Annotated in this window: 10 protein-coding genes; all 10 read left to right on the top strand. The window is 59.1% G+C overall.

The annotated features are described in order from the left end of the window. The first annotated feature begins 63 nt into the window (after positions 1-63). Entirely contained in the window at positions 64-2,325 is a 2,262-nt protein-coding gene (locus tag NQH49_RS15435; protein WP_256697279.1) for a molybdopterin-dependent oxidoreductase, read from the top strand. Between the two features lie 274 nt (positions 2,326-2,599). Further along, the gene (locus tag NQH49_RS15430; protein ID WP_101761978.1) at positions 2,600-4,330 is read left to right on the top strand and encodes a penicillin-binding transpeptidase domain-containing protein; all 1,731 of its coding nucleotides are present in this window, start codon (positions 2,600-2,602) and stop codon (positions 4,328-4,330) included. Positions 4,331-4,734: 404 nt separating this feature from the next. Continuing rightward, the gene (locus NQH49_RS15425) at positions 4,735-4,923 is read left to right on the top strand and encodes a YlcI/YnfO family protein (RefSeq protein ID WP_256697278.1); all 189 of its coding nucleotides are present in this window, start codon (positions 4,735-4,737) and stop codon (positions 4,921-4,923) included. Positions 4,924-5,213: 290 nt separating this feature from the next. Next, complete coding sequence (locus NQH49_RS15420) at positions 5,214-6,350, top strand: efflux RND transporter periplasmic adaptor subunit (protein WP_256697277.1); 1,137 nt, start codon at positions 5,214-5,216, stop codon at positions 6,348-6,350. Between the two features lie 9 nt (positions 6,351-6,359). After that, on the top strand, positions 6,360-9,494 hold the full coding sequence (locus tag NQH49_RS15415) for an efflux RND transporter permease subunit (protein ID WP_256697276.1): 3,135 nt from the start codon (positions 6,360-6,362) through the stop codon (positions 9,492-9,494). Beyond that, positions 9,484-10,884 (top strand): efflux transporter outer membrane subunit, encoded by a 1,401-nt coding sequence (locus tag NQH49_RS15410; RefSeq protein ID WP_256697275.1) that lies wholly within the window; start codon positions 9,484-9,486, stop codon positions 10,882-10,884. The genes NQH49_RS15415 and NQH49_RS15410 overlap by 11 nt, the downstream gene beginning before the upstream one ends. A 142-nt stretch (positions 10,885-11,026) precedes the next feature. After that, a complete protein-coding gene (locus NQH49_RS15405; RefSeq protein ID WP_256697274.1) occupies positions 11,027-12,271 on the top strand; it encodes an MdtA/MuxA family multidrug efflux RND transporter periplasmic adaptor subunit in 1,245 nt (414 codons plus the stop codon). Then, positions 12,268-15,414 (top strand): MdtB/MuxB family multidrug efflux RND transporter permease subunit, encoded by a 3,147-nt coding sequence (locus NQH49_RS15400; RefSeq protein ID WP_256697273.1) that lies wholly within the window; start codon positions 12,268-12,270, stop codon positions 15,412-15,414. Before NQH49_RS15405 ends, NQH49_RS15400 begins: the two co-directional genes overlap by 4 nt. Beyond that, on the top strand, positions 15,411-18,515 hold the full coding sequence (locus tag NQH49_RS15395; protein ID WP_256697272.1) for an efflux RND transporter permease subunit: 3,105 nt from the start codon (positions 15,411-15,413) through the stop codon (positions 18,513-18,515). Before NQH49_RS15400 ends, NQH49_RS15395 begins: the two co-directional genes overlap by 4 nt. Further along, positions 18,516-19,919, top strand: coding sequence for an efflux transporter outer membrane subunit (locus tag NQH49_RS15390; RefSeq protein ID WP_256697271.1), 1,404 nt, complete (start codon positions 18,516-18,518; stop codon positions 19,917-19,919). It abuts the gene before it with no gap. Positions 19,920-20,207 lie beyond the last annotated feature (288 nt).

The following is a 20,207-nucleotide window of genomic DNA, read 5'->3' as shown; positions in this document are numbered from 1 at the left end:
TCGGTTACAGGCTCATGTTATGCTGCCAGACACAATCACACCTGCCTGCCGGACCCAAAAACCATGAAAACTCGCGTGCCACACCTGGCGCACTGGGGTGCATTCACTGCCGTCACTGAAAACGATCGCCTGATTGGCTGTGAACCCTTCTTCGCCGATGCCGATCCGTCGCCGATGCTCAACACCATTCCTGAACTGGTCTATTCGGATAAGCGTATCCGCCAGCCAATGGTGCGCCGTTCATGGCTGAAGTCGCGCGAGAACAGCGATCGCACCTTACGCGGTCGGGAAGATTTCGTGGCGGTGGATTGGGATACCGCGCTCGATTTGGTGGCGGAAGAGAATCGCCGCGTGCGCGATCGCTACGGCGCAGCGGGCATTTTCAACGGCTCATACGGCTGGTCATCCGCCGGGCGCGTCAACCACGCGCGCACGCTGATTCGCCGCTTCTATTTTCAGGGCGGCGGCGGGGTCGATCAGCAAGGCAACTACAGCTGGGGCGCGGCGCAGTTCTTCCTGCCGTACGTGATTGGCACCTACATGCCGCTCACTGGCCGCGTGACCGACTGGCCGGAAGTGGTGCAGCACGCCGACATCTTTATCGCCTTCGGCGGCCTGGCGCTGAAAAACGCGCAGGTGGCGTCCGGCGGCGCGGGGCAGCACAGCCTGAAACCGGCGCTGGAGCAGCTTAGCGCCAAAGGCACGCCAATCATTAACATTAGCCCGATGCGCGATGACTGTCCGGCGTTCGTCAATGCCGAGTGGATTCCGATTCGCCCGAACACCGACGTGGCGCTGATGCTGGCGCTGGGTTTTGAAATCACCAGGCATAACGCGCTGGATGAAAGCTTCCTCGCCAGCCACTGTATCGGCTGGCCGCAGCTGCGCGGCTATCTGCTCGGTGAAAGCGATGGCATCGCCAAAACGCCTGAGTGGGCCAGCAGCATTACCGGCATTCCGGCGGCGCGCATTGCTTTGCTGGCGCAGCAGCTGATTGGCAAACGCAGCTTTATTACCTGCTCCTATTCGGTACAGCGCGCCCATCGCGGCGAGCAGCCGTACTGGATGATGATTGCGCTGTCGTCAATGCTCGGTCAGCCGGGCTTGCCGGGCGGCGGTTTCTCCTTTGGTCACGGCTCGATGAACAGCGTCGGCAATCCGCGTCAGGACGGTCCGGCACCGATGATGAGCACCGGCCCGAATCCGGGCAATTTGTCGATTCCGGTGGCGCGCATCAGCGACATGCTGCTCAATCCCGGCCAGCCGTACGCATTCCAGGGTGAAACCCAGCACTATCCGGATATCCATTTGGTGCACTGGGCGGGCGGCAATCCGTTCCATCATCATCAGCAGCTCAATCGTCTGGTGGAAGGCTGGCAGCGCCCGGATACCGTGATTGTGCAGGATATCGTCTGGACGCCGGCGGCGCAGATGGCGGATATCGTGTTGCCCGCCACCACCACGCTGGAGCGTAACGACATCGGCGGATCGTCGCGCGATCGCTTCGTGCTGGCAATGCATCAGGCGATCAAGCCGCAGCATCAGGCGCGCAATGATTTCGACATCTTCGCTGATATCGCCGATCGTCTGGGCTACCGTGAGGTGTTCACCGAAGGGCGTAATGAGATGCAGTGGATTGAGCATCTGTATCAGCAGTGCGCAGTGGCGCATGCGCGCCGCGATATTCCTTTCCCGGAGTTCGATGAGTTCTGGGAGCGCGGTTTTGTCGAGATTCCCGAAGGCGGCAAGCCGTTCGTGTTTATGGATGATTTCCGCGCTAACCCAGAAACGCATCCAATTCAAACCGCCAGCGGCAAGATTGAGCTGTTCTGCCAAACCATTGCCGATTATCAGCTGGACGATTTCGCCGGCCATCCCGAGTGGCGCGAGCCGCAAGAGTGGCTGGGCGCGCCGCTCAGTTCACAGTTTCCGCTGCATATGATCTCGATTCAGCCATCCGATCGTCTGCACAGCCAGATGGACGCCACCGCCACGGTGCAAGGCAACAAAACCGCCGGACATGAGACGCTGTATATGCATCCGCAGGATGCGGCAACGCGTGATATTCAGAATGGTGATGAGATTGAGGTGAGCAACGCGCGTGGTCGCATGCTGGCCGGTGTGCGCCTGACCGACGGTTTAACGCCGGGCGTGGTGATCATCGCCACCGGCGCCTGGTTCGATCCCGGATTTGGTCGCGCCTGGCAGCCGTGGGATCGCGCCGGCAACCCGAATGTACTGACGTTAGACATCGGTACCTCGTCGTTAACCCAGGGCCCTAACGCCATGAGTTGCCTGGTGGAAATCAAAAAACATCTGATGTGAATGGGCAACGAATAATCTCATCGCTGGTTACATTTTGCCGGTAACTGTTGCGTTTAGGAGATGGTTTCCCAGCGTGCCGCCTTGCTACAGTCAGGGTCCCAGAGGTATTGATGGGTGAACATCAAAAAGTTTTCTTGATTACACCGACCTGCGCAGATGCGCAGGTTTTTTTTTTGCTTAACGAATCGAAACACAGTTTTCCTGTCAACTCGCTTTACGTTTCTTTATAACTGCAAGCAATAAGCTTCAGATTCACTTACAGCAGCGGATTGCCATGCCTCAAATAAAAAAATTTCTGGGAAAAGACCAGATAAAAGCGCCCTTTAACCCGTTTCGTTTTCGCCTGATTTGCCTTGGCGTTTTCTGCTGTCTGGTGCTGTTGCTGATTTGCGTTGGTGACCTACAGCTGATCAAGCATCCGATGCTAGAGCACGAAGCCGATCAGCGTTCGCTGCGTACCGTGACGCTGCCGACTAATCGCGGCACCTTGCTGGATCGCGACGGCCAGGCGTTAGCGCTGAGCGTTCCGGCGCGTGACATCATCGCCGATCCAATGCGCGTGCTGGAGGCGAATCCCGATTTCACCAGCGCCAAATGGGCGTATCTGGCGGCGGCGCTCAATCAGCGTCCGGAAGATCTGCGCGCGGCCATTACCGCCAACCCGAAAAAACGTTTCCTCTATCTGGGCCGTAAAATCGAACTCGGCATCGCTAAAGATATCGCCGAGCTGAAACTGAAAGGCATCAGTTCGGTGTATAACGACAGCCGTTTCTATCCGATGAGTGAAGCGGCCGCGCCGCTGATTGGTATCGTGGGAGCCGACAGCAACGGCCTGAATGGCATCGAAAAAGGCTTCGACCATGTGCTGCAGGGCGATCCCGGCAAAGAGGTTTATCGTCAGGATGGCGAAGGCAACATCATTGCGATGATCGATTACCAGCCGCCACAGCAGCCGCCAACCGTGCAGCTCAGCATCGACAAGTTCGACCAATTCACGCTCTACAGCAAACTGCGCGACGGCGTACTGCTGAACAAAGCGGATTCGGGCGCGGCGGTATTGGTGAAAATCGACACCGGCGAAATTCTGGCGATGGCTTCTTATCCGTCGTTCAACCCGAACAATTATGAAAACGCCACGCCGGCGCAGATGCGTAACTCGGCGATCAACGACAGCTACGAACCTGGCTCCACGGTGAAGCCGCTTGTGGTGATGGAAGGGCTGGAGCGCCATCTGGTGCGCGCCGACTCGGTGATCGATACCACGCCGTACAGCGTTAACGGCCACCTGATCCGCGACGTCGGTCACTGGCCGCGCCTCACCATGACCGGCATCCTGCAGAAATCGAGTGACATCGGCGTCTCGCACATTGCGCTGGCAATGCCCGCTGAAGCGCTGGTTAATACCTATCAGGCGTTTGGTCTGGGTAAACCTACCGGGCTGGGATTGACCGGCGAGAGCGTCGGTTACTTCCCGCTGCATCGCGAGCGCTGGGCCGATATCGAACGCGCCACCTTCGCCTTTGGCTACGGCTTGCGCGTTACGCCTCTGCAGATTGCGCGTGAATACGCCACGCTCGGCTCTTACGGCGTCTATCGTCCGCTGTCGATCACTAAAGTGACGCCGCCGGTGTTAGGCAAACAGGTGGCGAATCCGCAGGTGGTGCAAACCGTGGTGCATATGCTGGAGAGCGACGTGCTGCCAGGCGGCACCGGTGTTAGAGCGGCGGTGCCGGGTTATCGTCTGGCGACCAAAACCGGTACCGCAGAGAAGATGGGCACCAGCGGCAAGTACGATGGCGGTTATATCAACTACACCGCAGGCATCGCGCCTGCCAGCCATCCGGAAGTGGCGCTGGTGGTGATGATCAACCATCCTACTGCTGGCGATCACTTTGGTGGATCGGTGGCGGCACCGATCTTCGGCAACATCATGGGCCCGGTACTCAAGCACATGAACGTGGCACCTGACGCGATCTACAGTAAACCTTCTTCAGATAAATCTTAGTTAAATCAAAAGTGTAAGTGAGGTGTGGAGAATATTCACACCTCGTTTCACTTCCCCAAACACCGTTGCTTTTTGCACCTGTCTTTCACCGGCTCAACGGTGCCAATATGGACATCCCAGAGGTATTGATGGGTGTGAAACAAGCTGCTTTGGCAGTACCCTGTTATTACACCGACCCACGCAGATGCGTGGGTTTTTTTTGCCTGTTATTTACTGCCGAGCGAACTCGCTCACACCTCTTGTCTGAGTCTTAACACTTCCCCGGCAACATAAAAATATCGGGTTGTGTAACCTGTATGTAACGCACCGCGATGTCGCATTCCATGGCGGTTCGCTAGCCCCTTACAGTGTTGGTAGCGCTTTAGGGGGCGATTTTTTTTTGCGATTCGTTGAGGCCACCCGCAATGCCAAAAACCAAAGACCGCACGCCAAAAGGCGAGGGCCGATCCTCGGCGTTTCAGTTACGTATTCATCCGGAGCTGCATGAACAGCTGCGCAGTGTGACCGAAGACGACAACGTTACGCTGTCGTGCTGGTTAAAAGAGCTGGCACGCTGCGAGCTGCGCCGCCGCGGCATCGAACCCAAAGGTTAACCGTAGGGTCGTCATTCATGACGACCTTGCCAATGACCGTACTGTGCGGCCTCCGGAACGGTCACCCTAAATGGCGACCCTACGGGTGCGATATGCACGGACGGAATTGCCATCAAAAAACCGCAAAAAGCCAAAAACACCAACGATTTATGGCACGAAAGGTTTACCATTTTCCTTTGGAAAATATATTTTACGCAACCTTAACAACCTCGCTTAACCCGCCTCCCTACAATGACTTTTTGAGTCATTACCTTCGTGACTATTCCCTTCCTATCTTTTAGAGAACAACTATGCGCCTGAAAATTCTTTCTGCCAGCGTGGTGTTTTTACTGGCAGCCTGTGACCAGGGCGGAGCAAAGCCCGCCGCATCCGCCACCCCGCAAGTGGGCGTGGTCAACCTGAAAGCGCAACCCGTTACGCTTGTTAGCCAATTGCCAGGCCGAACCACGGCGGTGAGAACTGCGCAGGTGCGTCCGCAGGTGAGCGGCGTGATTGAAAAAATCCTGTTTACTGAGGGCGGTGAAGTGAAAGCCGGCCAGCCGCTGTATCAAATCGATCCGGCCACCTATAAAGCCGCCTACGACAAAGCGATGACGACCTGGCAGAACGATGCAATGGTGGTGAAACGCTATCAGCCGCTGGCCAACGCGCACGCCATCAGCCAGCAAATCTACGACGATGCGGTTGCCGCCGCGCGTGAAGCGCAGGCCGATGTGGAAACCGCCAAGGTGAATCTCGATTACACGCTGGTGAAAGCGCCGATTTCCGGCCACATCAGCCGCTCGCTGTTTACCGCCGGTGCGCTGGTCACCAACGGGCAAACCGATTATCTCGCCACCATCACTCAGCTTGATCCGATCTATGTCGATGTCAGCGAATCCTCCACCGATCTGCTGCGTCTGCGCCGCGCGCTGGCCGACGGCAAAATCGCCAAAGTGGCCGACAACACCGCCGCAGTGGGCTTGTCGCTGGAAGATAACAGCCAGTACGCCGAGCAAGGCAAGCTGGCGTTCTCGGAAGTGAATGTTGATACCGCCACCGGCACCGTGGTGCTGCGCGCGGTGTTCCCGAATCCACACAACGAACTGCTGCCTGGCATGTACGTGCACGCCAGCTTCCCGCAGGGCATTCAGCAGCAGGGCATTTTGCTGCCGCAAGAGTCGATCATGCATGACACCAAAGGCCAGCCGTATGTCTATGTGGTGAAAAGCGACAACACCATTGAGCAGCGCAGCATCCACACCGGCGAGATGATCAAAGGCGAATGGTTGGTAACGTCGGGCCTGCAGCAAGGGGAAAACGTGGTGGTGAACAACCTGCAAAGCGTGCGCAGCGGGGTGAAAGTCACCACTACCGCTGCCAACACCAATGACACGCCATCCGCCAATGCGGTGAGTCTTTCGATGACTGACGCAGCAGCGCAATAGGGAGGCGGCATGTCGAAGTTTTTTATTGAACGTCCAATTTTTGCCTGGGTTATCGCGATTATCGTGATGCTGGTGGGCGCGATTGCCGCTATCAGTTTGCCGGTCAATCAATATCCTAACATCTCCGCGCCGGCGGTCTCCATCTCGGTGACCTATCCGGGCGCCAGCGCCGAAACCACGCAAAACACCGTGGTGCAGGTGATTGAGCAGCAGCTGAACGGCCTGGATGGTTTGCGTTATCTGGAGTCGAGCAGCGCCTCGGACGGTAGCGCGCAGATCATCGCCACCTTTAATCAGGGCATCAATCCCGATATCGCCCAGGTTCAGGTGCAGGACCGCGTGTCGCTGGCGGAGTCGCAGTTGCCCACCGATGTCACGCAGCAAGGCATCCGTATCCGTAAGTACCAGAAAAACTTCATGATGGTCATTGGGCTGATCGCCAAAGACGGCAAGCTGACCAACGGCGATCTGGCCGACATGCTGGTGTCGAAACTGGAAGATCCGATCTCGCGTACGCCGGGCGTCGGCGACTTCATGGTGCTGGGATCCGAATACGCGATGCGCATCTGGCTCGATCCGGCCAAGCTGTATAAATACAATCTGATGCCGAGCGATGTCACTACCGCGATTGATAACCAGAACGTGCAGGTGTCGTCCGGTTCACTCGGCGGTTTGCCGACCATTCAGAGCGCAAAAACCCAGGCGACGATCCTCGGCAAAACCCGTTTCACCACCGTGAAGCAGTTTGAGAATGTGCTGCTGAAAGTGAACAGCGACGGCTCGCAGGTGCGGCTGAAAGATGTGGCTAGCGTAGCGCTCGGGCCGCAAAGTTACGGCATCGACGCCACCATGAACGGCAAACCGGCCGCCGGTATCGCGCTGCGTCTGGCAACCGGCGCTAACGAACTGGATACCGCCAAAGCGGTGCGCCAAACCATCGCCGACCTGAAAGATTCGCTGCCGGATAACGTCGAAATTCAGTACCCGTACGACACCTCGCCGGTGGTCAGCGCCTCGATTGAAGAAGTGGTGAAAACGCTGATCGAAGCGGTAGTGCTGGTGTTCTTCGTGATGCTGATCTTCCTGCAAAACCTGCGCGCTACGCTGATCACCACGCTGGTGGTACCGGTGGTGCTGCTGGGCACCTTCGGCATTCTGTCGGCGTTTGGTTACAGCATTAACACTCTCACCATGTTCGGTATGGTGCTCGCCATCGGGTTGCTGGTGGATGACGCCATTGTGGTGGTGGAGAACGTCGAGCGAGTGATGCACGAAGAGCATCTCGATCCCAAAGCCGCCACCATCAAGTCGATGCAGCAGATTCAGGGCGCGCTGTTTGGCATTGCGCTGGTGTTGTCGGCGGTGCTGCTGCCGATGGCGTTCTTCTCCGGATTGACCGGTGTGATTTATCGCCAGTTCTCGGTCACCATCGTTTCGGCGATGGCGCTGTCGGTGATCATGGCGCTGATCTTCACGCCTGCGCTGTGCGCCACCTTGCTGAAACCGGCGGCGGCGGAGCACAAAACCACCGGATTCGCCGGTTGGTTTAACCGCAAGTTCGACAGCGGGGCGATGCATTACACCAACGGCGTCAGCAAAGTGATTTCCCGTCGCGGCCTGTTCCTGGTGATCTATCTGGTGATTGTCGGCGTGACGGGCTTTTTGTTCACCCGCGTACCCACCACCTTCCTGCCGGGCGAAGATCAGGGCTTGATGATGGTGCAAATCACACTGCCGGTGAACTCGTCGTCGCAGCGTACTCAGCAGGTCATCAACGATCTCAACGCCTATCTGCAACAGAACGAAGCGTCGGTGGTGACCACCACCTTTGGCGTGGCGGGCTTTAACTTTGCCGGTCGCGGTCAGAGCAACGCCATGGCCTTTGTGCGCCTGAAAGATTGGGGCGACCGCACGCACAGCGGGCAAAGCGTACAGGATTTGGCGAACCGCGTGATGGCGCACTTCGCCAACTATCAGAACGCCAAAATCTTCGCCATGGTGCCGCCAGCGGTGATGGAGCTGGGCAACGCAACCGGCTTCGACCTCTATCTTCAGGATACCGGCGCGCACAGCCATCAGCAGATGATGGATGCCGCGCACCAGCTTATTTCGCTGGCGAACAAAGATCCGCATCTGGCGCAGGTGCGTCTTAACGGGCTGGAAGATGAGCCGCAGTATCAGCTGGAGATCAATGATGAGAAGGCCAGCGCGCTTGGCCTGAGCATGACCGACATCAACAACACCTTGTCGGTGGCTTGGGGCTCCAGCTACATCGATCAGTTCATGTATAACGGCCGCGTGAAAGAGGTCTATCTGATGGGCAAAGCGGACTCACGCGTCACGCCGTCCGATCTCGACAAATGGTACTTCCGCAACAGCAGCGGCACCATGGTGCCATTCTCCGCTTTTGCTTCGGGTAAATGGGTGTATGGCTCGCCGCACTTTGAACGCTTTAACGGCTTAACCGCCGAAGAGATCCTCGGATCGCCCGCGCCGGGCCAAAGTACCGGTGAAGCGATGAAAGCGGTGGAGCAGCTGGCGAAGCAGCTGCCGCACGGATTCCGCGTGCAGTGGTACGGCATTTCGTATGAGGAGCAAGCCTCCGGCAGCCAAACCACGCAGCTCTATCTGATCTCGATTCTGGTGGTGTTCCTGTGTCTGGCGGCGCTGTACGAGAGCTGGTCGATTCCGTTCTCGGTGATCATGGTGGTGCCGCTCGGCATTCTTGGCACCATCAGCGCGGTGCTACTGCGCGGCCTGCAGAACGATGTGTTCTTCCAGGTTGGCTTACTCACCACGGTCGGGCTGGCGGCGAAGAACGCCATTTTGATCGTAGAGTTTGCCAAAGAGCTGCATGAGCGTGAGGGCAAAACGCTGGTGGAAGCGGCGGTGGAAGCGGCGCGGCTGCGTATCCGTCCAATCATTATGACCTCGATGGCGTTTATTCTCGGCGTGCTGCCGCTGACCATCTCCAACGGCGCGGGCGCTGGCAGTCAGCACTCGATTGGTACGGCGGTAGCGGGCGGGATGATCACCGCGACTTTCCTCGCCATTTTCTTTGTGCCGATGTTTTACGTGGTGGTTTCGCAGTTCTTTGCGCGCAAGAAACAAACATCCGCAGAGGTGGTTAAAAATGAACATTAGTAATTTCCGTCTGGCGCTGTTGCCGCTGACTTTGGCATTGGCCGGTTGTACGCTGGCGCCGCATTATCAGCGCCCGGCGCTGCCGGTGGATGAGAAATACGATCAGGCGACACCGGTCGGCAACGTGGCGGATTTGCCGTGGCAGAACTTCTTCACTGACGTCACGCTGCGCAACCTGATTCAGCTGTCGCTCGACAACAACCGCGACCTGCGCGTGGCGGCGCTGAATGTGCAAGAGGCGCAGCAGGGCGTCACGGTGCAGCGCGCGGCGTTGATGCCGTCGATCAACGCCACGGCCAGCCAGACCTCGGCGCATGAACCGGCCAATCTCTACAACACCAAAACCAGCGGCGCGGTGACCTATCACGAGCTGAACAGTGGTTTGAGTGTGACCTCGTGGGAGCTGGATTTCTTTGGCCGCCTGCAAAGCCTGAGCGATCAGGCGCAGGAAACCTATCTGTCGAGCGCCGCCACCGAGCGCGCCACGCGTATCTCGCTGATTGCGGAAGTGGCGACGGCGTGGCTAACGCTGAGTTCGGATAACGATCTGCTGCATCTGGCGCAACGTACTGCGCAAAGCCAGCAGGAGTCGTATCACCTGACCAAACTCAGCTACGACGGCGGTGCCAGCAGCGATCAGGATCTGGCGCAGGCTGAAAGCACGGTGCGCGCGGCGCAGGCCGACGTGGCGAGTTATACGCGGCAGGTGCGGCAGGATGTCGATGCGCTGCGCTTGCTGGTCGGCACCGATCTGCCCGCCACGCTGCTGTCGCACGCCACGCTGGACGCCAACTGGCAGTTCCCAGCCACGCCGGCTGGCTTGCCATCGGATCTGCTGACGCGTCGCCCGGACATCATGGCGGCGGAGCATACGCTGAAGGCGGCGAACGCCAATATCGGCGCGGCGCGTGCCGCCTTCTTCCCGAGCATTACGCTGACCGCGTCCGGCGGCTCCACCAGCAGTTCGCTTGGCAGCCTGTTGGGCGGCGGCACTGGCGCATGGTCATTTATGCCATCGATTAATCTGCCGATTTTTGACGGCGGTAAAAACGAGGCCAACCTGAATATCGCGCATATCGAAAAACGCATCGACATTGCTGATTACGAGAAAGCGATTCAAACCGCCTTCAAAGAGGTGAACGATGCGCTGGCCGGGCAGGACACATGGCAGGATCAGCTGACGGCGCTGCAACAGGAGGTTGGCGCCAATCAGCGCGACTACGACTACTCCGCATTGCGCTTCAGGCAAGGCGTAGACAATTATCTCAATGTGTTAGTGGCCCAGCGATCGCTTTACAGTTCGCAGCAGTCGCTGATCAGCGCGCATCTGGGCCAGCTGAGCCAGAAAATCACCCTCTACAAGGCGTTAGGCGGCGGCTGGAAATCGTAATTGCCTTAACGAAACCCTTACGGTTCGCGTATGGAATTCGCGCGGGCATTCAACCGATAATGCGCGCAGTGATGGTTTCCCTTTGAAATAATCCCCTGTTTTACCGGGGACTTTCCTTTTTCTTGCTGACTTGAAGATCCTGATGACTCCTAACGCTTCCCGCTCCACGTTCTCTCGCTGGCTGAAATGGCTGCTCCTGTTGGTTGTGCTGTTGATTGTGGCGGGCGTGATCTGGCGCGTGGTCGGCGGGCATGGCGGCATGCCGCCGGGCGGCGAGAAGGGCGGTCGCGGCGGTCATCGCGGTGGCGCGGGCGGCCCGCCGGGCATGGCGATGATGATGGGCGGCGCAACGCTGGTGCACAGCGGCGTCGCCACGACTGCCGATGTACCGCATTATCTCAACGCGCTTGGCACGGTGATCCCCAATGCCAGCGTCACCGTCACCAGCCGCGTCGCCGGTCAGCTGGAAAAGGTGTTCTTCACCGAAGGACAGAAAGTCAGCACCGGACAGCTGCTGGCGCAGATCGATCCGCGCAGCTATCAAGCCACGCTGGCGCAGTATCAGGGCGATCTCAATCAGAATCAGGCGTTGCTGAAAAGCGCGCAGTTAACGCTGGTGCGCTATCAGAAACTGGCGGCGCAGGACTCGCTGTCGCGCCAGGATCTCGATACGCAAACTGCCACCGTCGGCCAATACAAAGGCGCGGTCGCCGCCGATGAAGCGCAGATCGCCAGCGCTAAACTGGATATCGATTACGCGCGCATCATCTCGCCGATCACCGGACGCGTCGGTTTGCGTCTGGTCGATCCCGGCAACATGGTGCAAACCACCGATACCACCGGCATCGTGGTGGTGACGCAGATGCAGCCCGCCGCCGTGACCTTTAGCGTGCCGCAGGGCAACATTCCGCAGTTGACCAAAGCGCTGCACGGCGGACAAAGCCTGCCCGCCACCGCCTACGATCAGGACAACAGCAGCGCGCTGGCGCAGGGCGAGGTGAAGTTCATCAGCAACCAGATCGATACCGCCACCGGCACCATTGAGCTGAAAGCCACCTTCCCGAATGAAGACGAGTCGCTGTTTGCCAATCAGTTCGTTAATTTGCGACTGCAAACCAACATCCTGAAAAACGCCACGGTGATCCCGGCGCAGGCGCTGCAGCTGAGCAGCGACGGCAGCTTCGTGTTTGTCATCAATAAAGACAACACCGTGACGCGCAAAGCGGTCACCACCGGGCCAACGTTTGGTGAAGATCAGCAGGCGATCCTCAAAGGCGTGGCGCCGGGCGATCGTCTGGTGACCGAAGGCATCGATCGCCTGACCAACGGCAGCAAAGTGCAGCTGGCGGATGAGCGCAAAACCACCGCGACCGTCGAGGCCAAATGAATCCGTCTCGCCTGTTTATCCAGCGTCCGGTCGCCACCATTTTGCTGATGGTCGGCGTGCTGATCGCCGGGATCTTCTCCTATCGCTTTCTTTCTACTTCGGCGCTGCCGCAGGTGGATTACCCGACCATCCAGGTCACCACGCTCTATCCCGGTGCCAGCCCGGATGTGATGGCGTCGTCCGTCACCTCGCCGCTGGAGCGCCAGCTCGGCCAAATGGCCGGTTTGAGCCAGATGACGTCGACCAGCTCAAGCGGATCGTCGATCGTCACGCTGAAGTTCAGCCTCGATCTGTCGCTGGATGTCGCCGAGCAGGAAGTGCAGGCGGCGATCAACGCTGCCAATAATTTGCTGCCGAGCGATCTGCCCAATCCGCCGACCTATAAAAAGGTCAATCCGGCTGATACGGCGGTGATTACGCTGGCGGTGAGTTCCGACACGCTGCCGCTGACCCAGGTGCAGGATCTGGTGAACACGCGCGTGGCGCTCAAGCTGTCGCAGATTAACGGCGTCGGCATGGTGACGCTGGCGGGCGGCCATCAACCGGCGATTCGCGTGCAGATGGACCCGAAAGCGCTGGCAGCGCACAAGCTGTCGCTGGAAGACGTCAACACGCTGATCAGTAACAGCAACGTTAACGGCTCGAAAGGCGGCTTCGACGGCAAATATCACTCGGTCACCATCGACGCCAACGATCAGCTGCGCACCGCCGATGAGTACGGCAATCTGATCATCACTTATCAAAACGGCGCGGCGCTGCGGCTGAAAGATATCGCGCATATCGAACAAGGGCCGGAGAACAGCTTCCAATCGGCGTGGGCTAACAACAGCCCGGCTATTGTCATCAGCGTGCAGCGCCAGCCCGGTGCCAACGTGATTCAGGTGGTGGACAGCATCAAAGCGCAGCTGCCGAAATTGCAGGCGGCGCTGCCGGACGGCGTGAAGATGAGCATCCTGTCGGACCGTACGCAAACCATTCGCGCCTCCATTAGCGATGTGCAGTTTGAGCTGATGCTGTCGGTGGCGCTGGTGGTGATGGTGACGTTCCTGTTCCTGCGCAACGTGGCGGCGACGCTGATTCCCAGCGTGGCGGTGCCGCTGTCGCTGATTGGCACCTTCGGCGTGATGTATCTGGCCGACTTCAGCCTGAATAACCTGTCGCTGATGGCGCTGACTATCGCCACCGGCTTCGTTATTGACGATGCGATTGTGGTGGTGGAGAACATTTCTCGCCGGCTGGAAGAGGGCGAAACGCCGATGCAGGCGGCGCTGAAAGGCTCGCAGCAGATTGGCTTTACCATTATCTCGCTGACCTTTTCGCTGATTGCGGTGCTGATCCCGCTGCTGTTTATGGGCGATGTGGTCGGGCGGCTGTTCCGCGAATTTGCCATCACGCTGGCGGTGTCGATTCTGGTGTCGATGGGGGTGTCACTAACGCTGACGCCGATGCTGTGCGCCTATCTGTTGCAGCACATTCCGCCGGAAAAACAGTCGCGCTTCTCGCGTAAAGGCGGCGAGCTGTTCGACAAGCTGGTGCGCGGCTACGACCGCATGCTGACGGTGGTACTGAACCATCAGAAGCTGACGCTGCTGGTGGCGCTGGCGACCTTTGCGTTCACCGCGCTTTTGTATATCGCCATCCCAAAAGGCTTCTTCCCGACGCAGGATACCGGGATGATTCAGGGCGTCACCGTAGCGTCGCAGGATGTGTCGTTTAGCGAGATGTCGAAGCGGCAGCAGGCGCTGGCGAAGGTGATTTTGCAAAATCCGTCGGTGGCGAGTTTGTCCTCAACCATCGGTATTGATGGCAGCAACACCAGCCTGAATAGCGGGCGCATCCAGATCAACCTCAAGCCATTTGGCGATCGCGATGACAAAGCCGATGTGGTGATCAAACAGCTGCAACAGGCGGCGCAGCAGGTGGCGGGCATTCAGCTCTATCTGCAACCGGCGCAGGATTTGACCGTCAACGATCAGGTGTCGCCGAGCCAGTATCAATTCACGCTGGATGATGCCGACAGCGAAAACCTGGTGAGCTGGACGCCGAAGATGGTCGCCGCCTTGCAGCAGCGTCCGGAGTTTAACGGCGTAGTGAGCAACCTGCAGGATCAAGGGCGTGTGGCTTACGTCGAACTCAACCGCGATAAAGCGGCGCGCTACGGCATTACCGCCTCCGACGTCGATACCGCGCTGTATAACAGCTTCGGTCAGCGTCTGGTCTCGACCATCTTTACCCAGGCCAATCAGTATCGCGTGGTGCTGGAAGTGGCGCCGCAGTACCAGCAATCGCCAGCTTCGTTTGATGATGTCTATTTGCCGGTGACCAGCAGTACCACGTCTTCCACGGATGACACCACCACAACCACCACCGGCATGGTGAAGCTTACTTCCATCGCCACCATTCACCAGCGCACCGGTTCGCTAATGCACATGCGCCTTAATCAGTTCCCGGCGGTAATGGTGTCATTCAATCTCAACAGCGGCTATTCGCTGGAGGATGGGCAGAAGGCGATCGCCGAGGTGACGCAGCAGCTCAATCTGCCATCGAGCATCACCTTGCGTTATCAGGGCGAAACCTCGGCGTTCCAGAGCGCCACCGGCAATACGTTGTGGCTGATTCTGGCGGCATTAATCACGATGTACGTGGTGCTCGGCATTCTGTACGAGAGCTTTATTCATCCGGTGACCATTCTCTCGACGCTGCCGTCGGCGGCGGTCGGTGCGCTGTTGACGCTGCTGCTGGCGGGCAGCGAGTTCAGCCTGATCGCGCTGATTGGCGTGATCCTGCTGATCGGTATCGTCAAGAAGAACGCGATTATGATGATCGACTTCGCGCTGGAGGCGGAAAACACGCAGCACATGAGCGCGCGCGACGCGATTCATCAGGCCTGTTTACTGCGCTTCCGCCCGATTCTGATGACCACCATGGCGGCGCTGCTGGGTGCGCTGCCGCTGATGCTGGCGTCCGGTTCCGGTGCTGAGCTGCGCCAGCCGCTGGGTTTGGTGATTGTCGGCGGTTTGATTGTCAGCCAGGTGCTAACGCTGTTCTCCACGCCGGTGATTTACCTGTGGTTTGATGGCATCGCGCAGCGCGGCAAGCGCTACATGCAGCGCAAGCAGCAGCAGGCGCGAGGCGAGCGATGAACCTCACCCGGCTGTTTATCTTCCGCCCGGTTGCCACGTTATTGCTGACGCTGGCGATCCTGCTGCTGGGCGCGTTGGGCTATCGGCTGCTGCCGGTGGCGCCGCTGCCGCAGGTGGATTTCCCCACCATTATGGTAAGCGCCAGCCTGGCCGGTGCCAGCCCGGAAACCATGGCGGCCACCGTCGCCACGCCGCTGGAGCGTTCGCTGGGGCAAATCGCCGGTGTCACCGAGATGACCTCAAGCAGTTCGCAGGGATCGACCAGCGTGATTTTGCAGTTTGATCTCGATCGCGACATCAACGGCGCGGCGCGTGACGTGCAGGCGGCGATCAACGCCGCGCGCAGTTTGCTGCCGAGCGCGATGGAGTCGCTGCCGACCTATCGCAAAGCCAATCCATCGGATGCGCCGATTGTGATGCTGGCGCTGACTTCCGCCACGCGCACGCCAGGCGAACTTTACGATCTGGCCGAAAGCAAAATCGAGCAGGCGATGGGCCAGGTGAAAGGCGTGGGCGAAGTGTCGCTGATGGGCAGCGCCTTACCGGCGGTGCGTATCGATCTACAGCCGCTGAAGCTGACGCAGTACGGCATTTCGCTGGATACGGTGCGCAGCGCCATCGCCAACAGCACCACCAATAAGCCGAAAGGGATTTTGCAGGGCAGCAGCCAGTCATGGGTGGTGGACAGCAACGGCCAGCTGGATAAAGCCGCGCAGTATCAGGATCTGATCGTCACCTATAAAGCGGGCAAAGCAGTGCGGCTGCATGATGTGGCGACCGTTTATGATTCGGTGGAAGATCAGTATCAGGCCGGTTTCCTCAACGCTATGCCGTCGGTGATGGTGGGCATCAAGCGCCAGGCCGGTGCCAATATGCTCGACACCATTGATGCCATCAAAGCACAGCTACCGGCGCTGGAAAAAGATCTGCCCGCCGATACGCAACTGAAAGTGGTGGTGGATCGCTCGCCGACGGTGCGCGCCTCGCTGTACGACACCGAAGAGACGCTGCTGGTGGCGATGCTGCTGGTGATCGGCGTGGTGTTTGTGTTTCTGCGCAACGTGCAGGCGGTGATTATCCCGGCGCTGGCGCTGCCGGTTTCGCTGATTGGTACCTGCGCGGTGATGTATCTGCTGGGTTACAGCCTCGATAATCTGTCGCTGATGGCGCTGATTATCGCCACCGGTTTTGTCGTCGATGACGCGATTGTGGTGCTGGAAAACATCACGCGCCATATTGAAGAAGGGCTCAGTCCGCTGCGCGCGGCGCTGCGTGGCGCGCAGGAAGTGAGTTTTACCGTGCTGTCGATGACTATGTCGCTGATTGCGGTGTTTATCCCGATTCTGCTGATGGGCAGCATCGTCGGACGCTTGTTCCGCGAATTTGCCGTCACGCTGACGGTATCGCTGCTGATCTCGATGTTTGTCTCGCTGAGCCTGACGCCGATGCTGTGCGCGCGCCTGTTAAAGCCAAAGCCCAAAGTCACTCAACGCCCACATCCGCTGTATCAGTTTATCGAAAACCAACTTAACGCGTTGCTGGCGGCTTACTCGCGCGGGTTGGCTTGGGTGATGGCGCACCAAAAGCTGACGATGTTCAGTCTGGTGCTGACCGTGTTGCTCAATCTGTTCCTGTTTTCCGTGGTGCAGAAAGGCTTTTTCCCCAATCAGGATACCGGCTTGCTGATGGGCGCGCTGCGCGCTGACCAGAACATCTCCTTCCAGGCGATGAAGCCGAAAATGCTGCAGTTCACCAAAATCATCCAGTCCGATCCGGCGGTGGAGAGCGTGATGTCGTCGATGGGCAGCGGCATGTTCGGCTCGCGCAACAGCGCCAACTTCTTCGTGCGGCTCAAAGATTTTGACAAGCGCGATGCCACCGCCACCGAAGTGGCCAACCGCCTGAGTATGAAAACCCGCGATATCGCCGGCGCGCAGATGTTCCTGATGGCGGCGCAGGATCTGCATATCGGCGGGCGCAGTGCCAACGCCACCTATCAGTACAGCTTGCAGGCCGACGATCTCGATCTGCTGCGCACATGGACGCCAAAAGTGCAGGCGGCGCTGGCGGCGATCCCGCAATTGAATAGCGTCGATTCTGATGCGCAAACCGGCGGTCAGGAAGTGGTGATCAACATCGATCGCGACCGCGCCAAACGGTTTGGCGTGAACGTGCAGATGCTCGACACAATGCTGAATAACGCCTTCAGCCAGCGTCAGGTCGCCACGCTTTATCACACGCTTAATCAGTATCATGTGGTGATGTCGCTGCAGGATAGCTACACGCGCGATCCGGCGATTCTCCAGCAGCTGTACGTGATTAACGACAGCGGCGATCGCGTGCCGCTCGCGGCGTTCGCCAGCTTCACCGGCGGCAACGCACCACTGTCGGTGGCGCATCAGGGCCAATCCGCCACCAGCACCATCGCCTTCAACCTGAATGATGGCGTGTCGCTGGAGCAGGCGCAGGCGCTGATTAAGCAGGCGATGGCGCAGCTCGGTTTACCCTCCACCCTTCAGGCCGGTTTTGCTGGCACCGCCGCCGCGTTCGCCCAGCTTACCGCCACCATGCCGTGGCTGATTATCGCGGCGCTGGCGGCGGTGTATATCGTGCTCGGCGTGCTGTATGAGAGTTACATCCATCCGATCACCATTCTCTCGACGCTGCCGTCGGCGGGCGTGGGCGCGCTGCTGCTGTTGCTGCTCACCAACACGCAGCTGACGGTGATCGCGCTGATCGGCATCATCCTGCTGATCGGTATCGTGAAAAAGAACGCCATCATGATGATCGACTTTGCGATTCACGCCGAGCGCAGTCAAGGCATGACGCCGCAGCAGGCGATTACCCAAGCCTGTTTGATGCGTTTCCGGCCGATCATGATGACCACGCTGGCGGCGTTCTTCGGCGCGCTGCCGCTGGCGTTGGGCAGCGGCGGCGATGCCGACTTACGTAGCCCGCTCGGGCTGGCGATTGCCGGTGGTTTGGCGCTGAGCCAGCTGCTGACGCTGTTTACTACGCCGGTGGTTTATCTCTGGCTTGATCGTTTGAGCCGCGCCACGCAACGTCAGTGGCTGCGGTTGCGTCATGTGGAATCCCGATAGATGAAAATGTCCCTGAAAATAACGCCGTTGCTCACCGTGATGCTGCTGGCGGGCTGCGCGGTTGGCCCCAATTATCAGCGCCCGACGATGGCGATGCCGACCCATTTCAAAGAAGCCAAAGGCTGGACGCAGGCGACGCCGCAGGATGCAACCAGCAAAGGGGATTGGTGGCAGGTGTATCACGATGCCACGCTGGATAGCCTGCTGAAGCAGGTGAGCATCTCCAATCAGAACGTCGCCACTTATGCCGCGCAGTACCGCGAAGCGCAGGCGCTGGCCGGGCAATCACGCGCGGCGTTGTTGCCGTCGGTGGGCTACGATGCCAGTAGCACGCGCAGCGGCAGCCGCGCCAGCGCTACCGGACAACGCAGCGTTAGCAACAGCCATGCCGCCGAACTCAGCGCCAGCTGGGAGCTGGATTTGTGGGGCAAACTGCGGCGCACGCTGGAGGAGAACAACGCCAGCGCCGAAGCCAGCAAAGCCGAGCTGGCAAATATCACCTTGAGCGCGCAGTCCGAACTGGCGCAGGACTATTTCCAACTGCGCATCATCGACGAGAAAATCGCGCTCTTTCAGCGCAGTATCGATGCTTATCAGCGCTATTTAACCGTGATTCAAAATAAATACGCGGCGGGCAGCGAATCGCGCGCCACCTTAGCGCAGGCGCAGATGCAGCTGGAGAGCGCCCGCGCCTCAGCGCAGGATTATCAGTGGCAGCGTGCACAGATGGAGCACGCGATTGCGCTGCTGCTGGGCCGCGCACCGGCGGATTTCTCCTTGCCGGTGGCGAAGCTGGAGGCGGCGATGCCCGCGATACCGAACAGCGTGCCGTCGCAGCTGTTGCAGCGCCGTCCTGATATCGCCTATGCCGAGCGCAACGTCGCTGCGGCAAATGCGGCGGTTGGCGTGGCGATTGCCGGTTACTATCCTGATCTGACGCTGAGCGCCAGCGGCGGCGTGAGTTCATCGGCGATCAACAGTTTGTTCTCGCTGCCTGATCGCGTCTGGTCTTTGGGGCCGGAACTGAGCGGCACGCTGTTAGATTTCGGTGCCACCTCAGCGAAAGTGGAACAGGCGCGCGCCGCCTATGATGCCAGCGTCGCCAGCTATCGCCAGTCGGTGCTGACGGGCATGGGGGAAGTGGAAGATTATCTGGTGCAGCTGAACACCTTGCAGGGCGAAATCGCCTCGCAGCAGGCGGCCACCGACGCAGCGCAGGAATCGGCACGCGTGACGCGCAATCAGTATGACGCCGGGATGATCGACTATCTCGACGTCGCCACCACCGAAAACAGCAGCCTGAGTGCGCAGCAGAGTTTGCTGTCGCTGCAGAGCACGCAATGGGTGAGCAGCGTTGGTCTGATCGCGGCGCTGGGCGGCGGCTGGCAGATGGATGCGCGGTGAAACCAGGTCGCCATGAATGGCGGACCCTACGGAATTTGCAGCGACTGTGAGTCAAAATAATACATTGATGCTGCAGCGCGGGTGTTGAGGCGACATCCCAAACCGCTGAGCGAATGAGGGATTCCAGGGCGAGCCGCATGGATGCGGTGAGAGGTGGCGTTGAGCAGGAGCGAATCGCCACCGGTCCGTCAGGAATCGTGAATAAGTGAAGGCACCGCGAAGCGGCGGGTTGGGCTGGCGCAAGGCCCGGGAGTGCAGAGGGCGCGGCCATGCGTCCTCTGCTCGGTC

Source organism: Pantoea trifolii, from assembly GCF_024506435.1.
GTDB lineage: Bacteria > Pseudomonadota > Gammaproteobacteria > Enterobacterales > Enterobacteriaceae > Pantoea > Pantoea trifolii.
This window is presented reverse-complemented; position numbering and strand designations above follow the sequence as displayed.

Bases quoted from the DNA above. Each gene is read 5' to 3' on its own strand.
- NQH49_RS15435 (WP_256697279.1), top strand. From the start codon at position 64: ATGAAAACTCGCGTGCCACACCTGGCGCACTGGGGTGCATTCACTGCC.
- NQH49_RS15430 (WP_101761978.1), top strand. From the start codon at position 2,600: ATGCCTCAAATAAAAAAATTTCTGGGAAAAGACCAGATAAAAGCGCCC.
- NQH49_RS15425 (WP_256697278.1), top strand. From the start codon at position 4,735: ATGCCAAAAACCAAAGACCGCACGCCAAAAGGCGAGGGCCGATCCTCG.
- NQH49_RS15420 (WP_256697277.1), top strand. From the start codon at position 5,214: ATGCGCCTGAAAATTCTTTCTGCCAGCGTGGTGTTTTTACTGGCAGCC.
- NQH49_RS15415 (WP_256697276.1), top strand. From the start codon at position 6,360: ATGTCGAAGTTTTTTATTGAACGTCCAATTTTTGCCTGGGTTATCGCG.
- NQH49_RS15410 (WP_256697275.1), top strand. From the start codon at position 9,484: ATGAACATTAGTAATTTCCGTCTGGCGCTGTTGCCGCTGACTTTGGCA.
- NQH49_RS15405 (WP_256697274.1), top strand. From the start codon at position 11,027: ATGACTCCTAACGCTTCCCGCTCCACGTTCTCTCGCTGGCTGAAATGG.
- NQH49_RS15400 (WP_256697273.1), top strand. From the start codon at position 12,268: ATGAATCCGTCTCGCCTGTTTATCCAGCGTCCGGTCGCCACCATTTTG.
- NQH49_RS15395 (WP_256697272.1), top strand. From the start codon at position 15,411: ATGAACCTCACCCGGCTGTTTATCTTCCGCCCGGTTGCCACGTTATTG.
- NQH49_RS15390 (WP_256697271.1), top strand. From the start codon at position 18,516: ATGAAAATGTCCCTGAAAATAACGCCGTTGCTCACCGTGATGCTGCTG.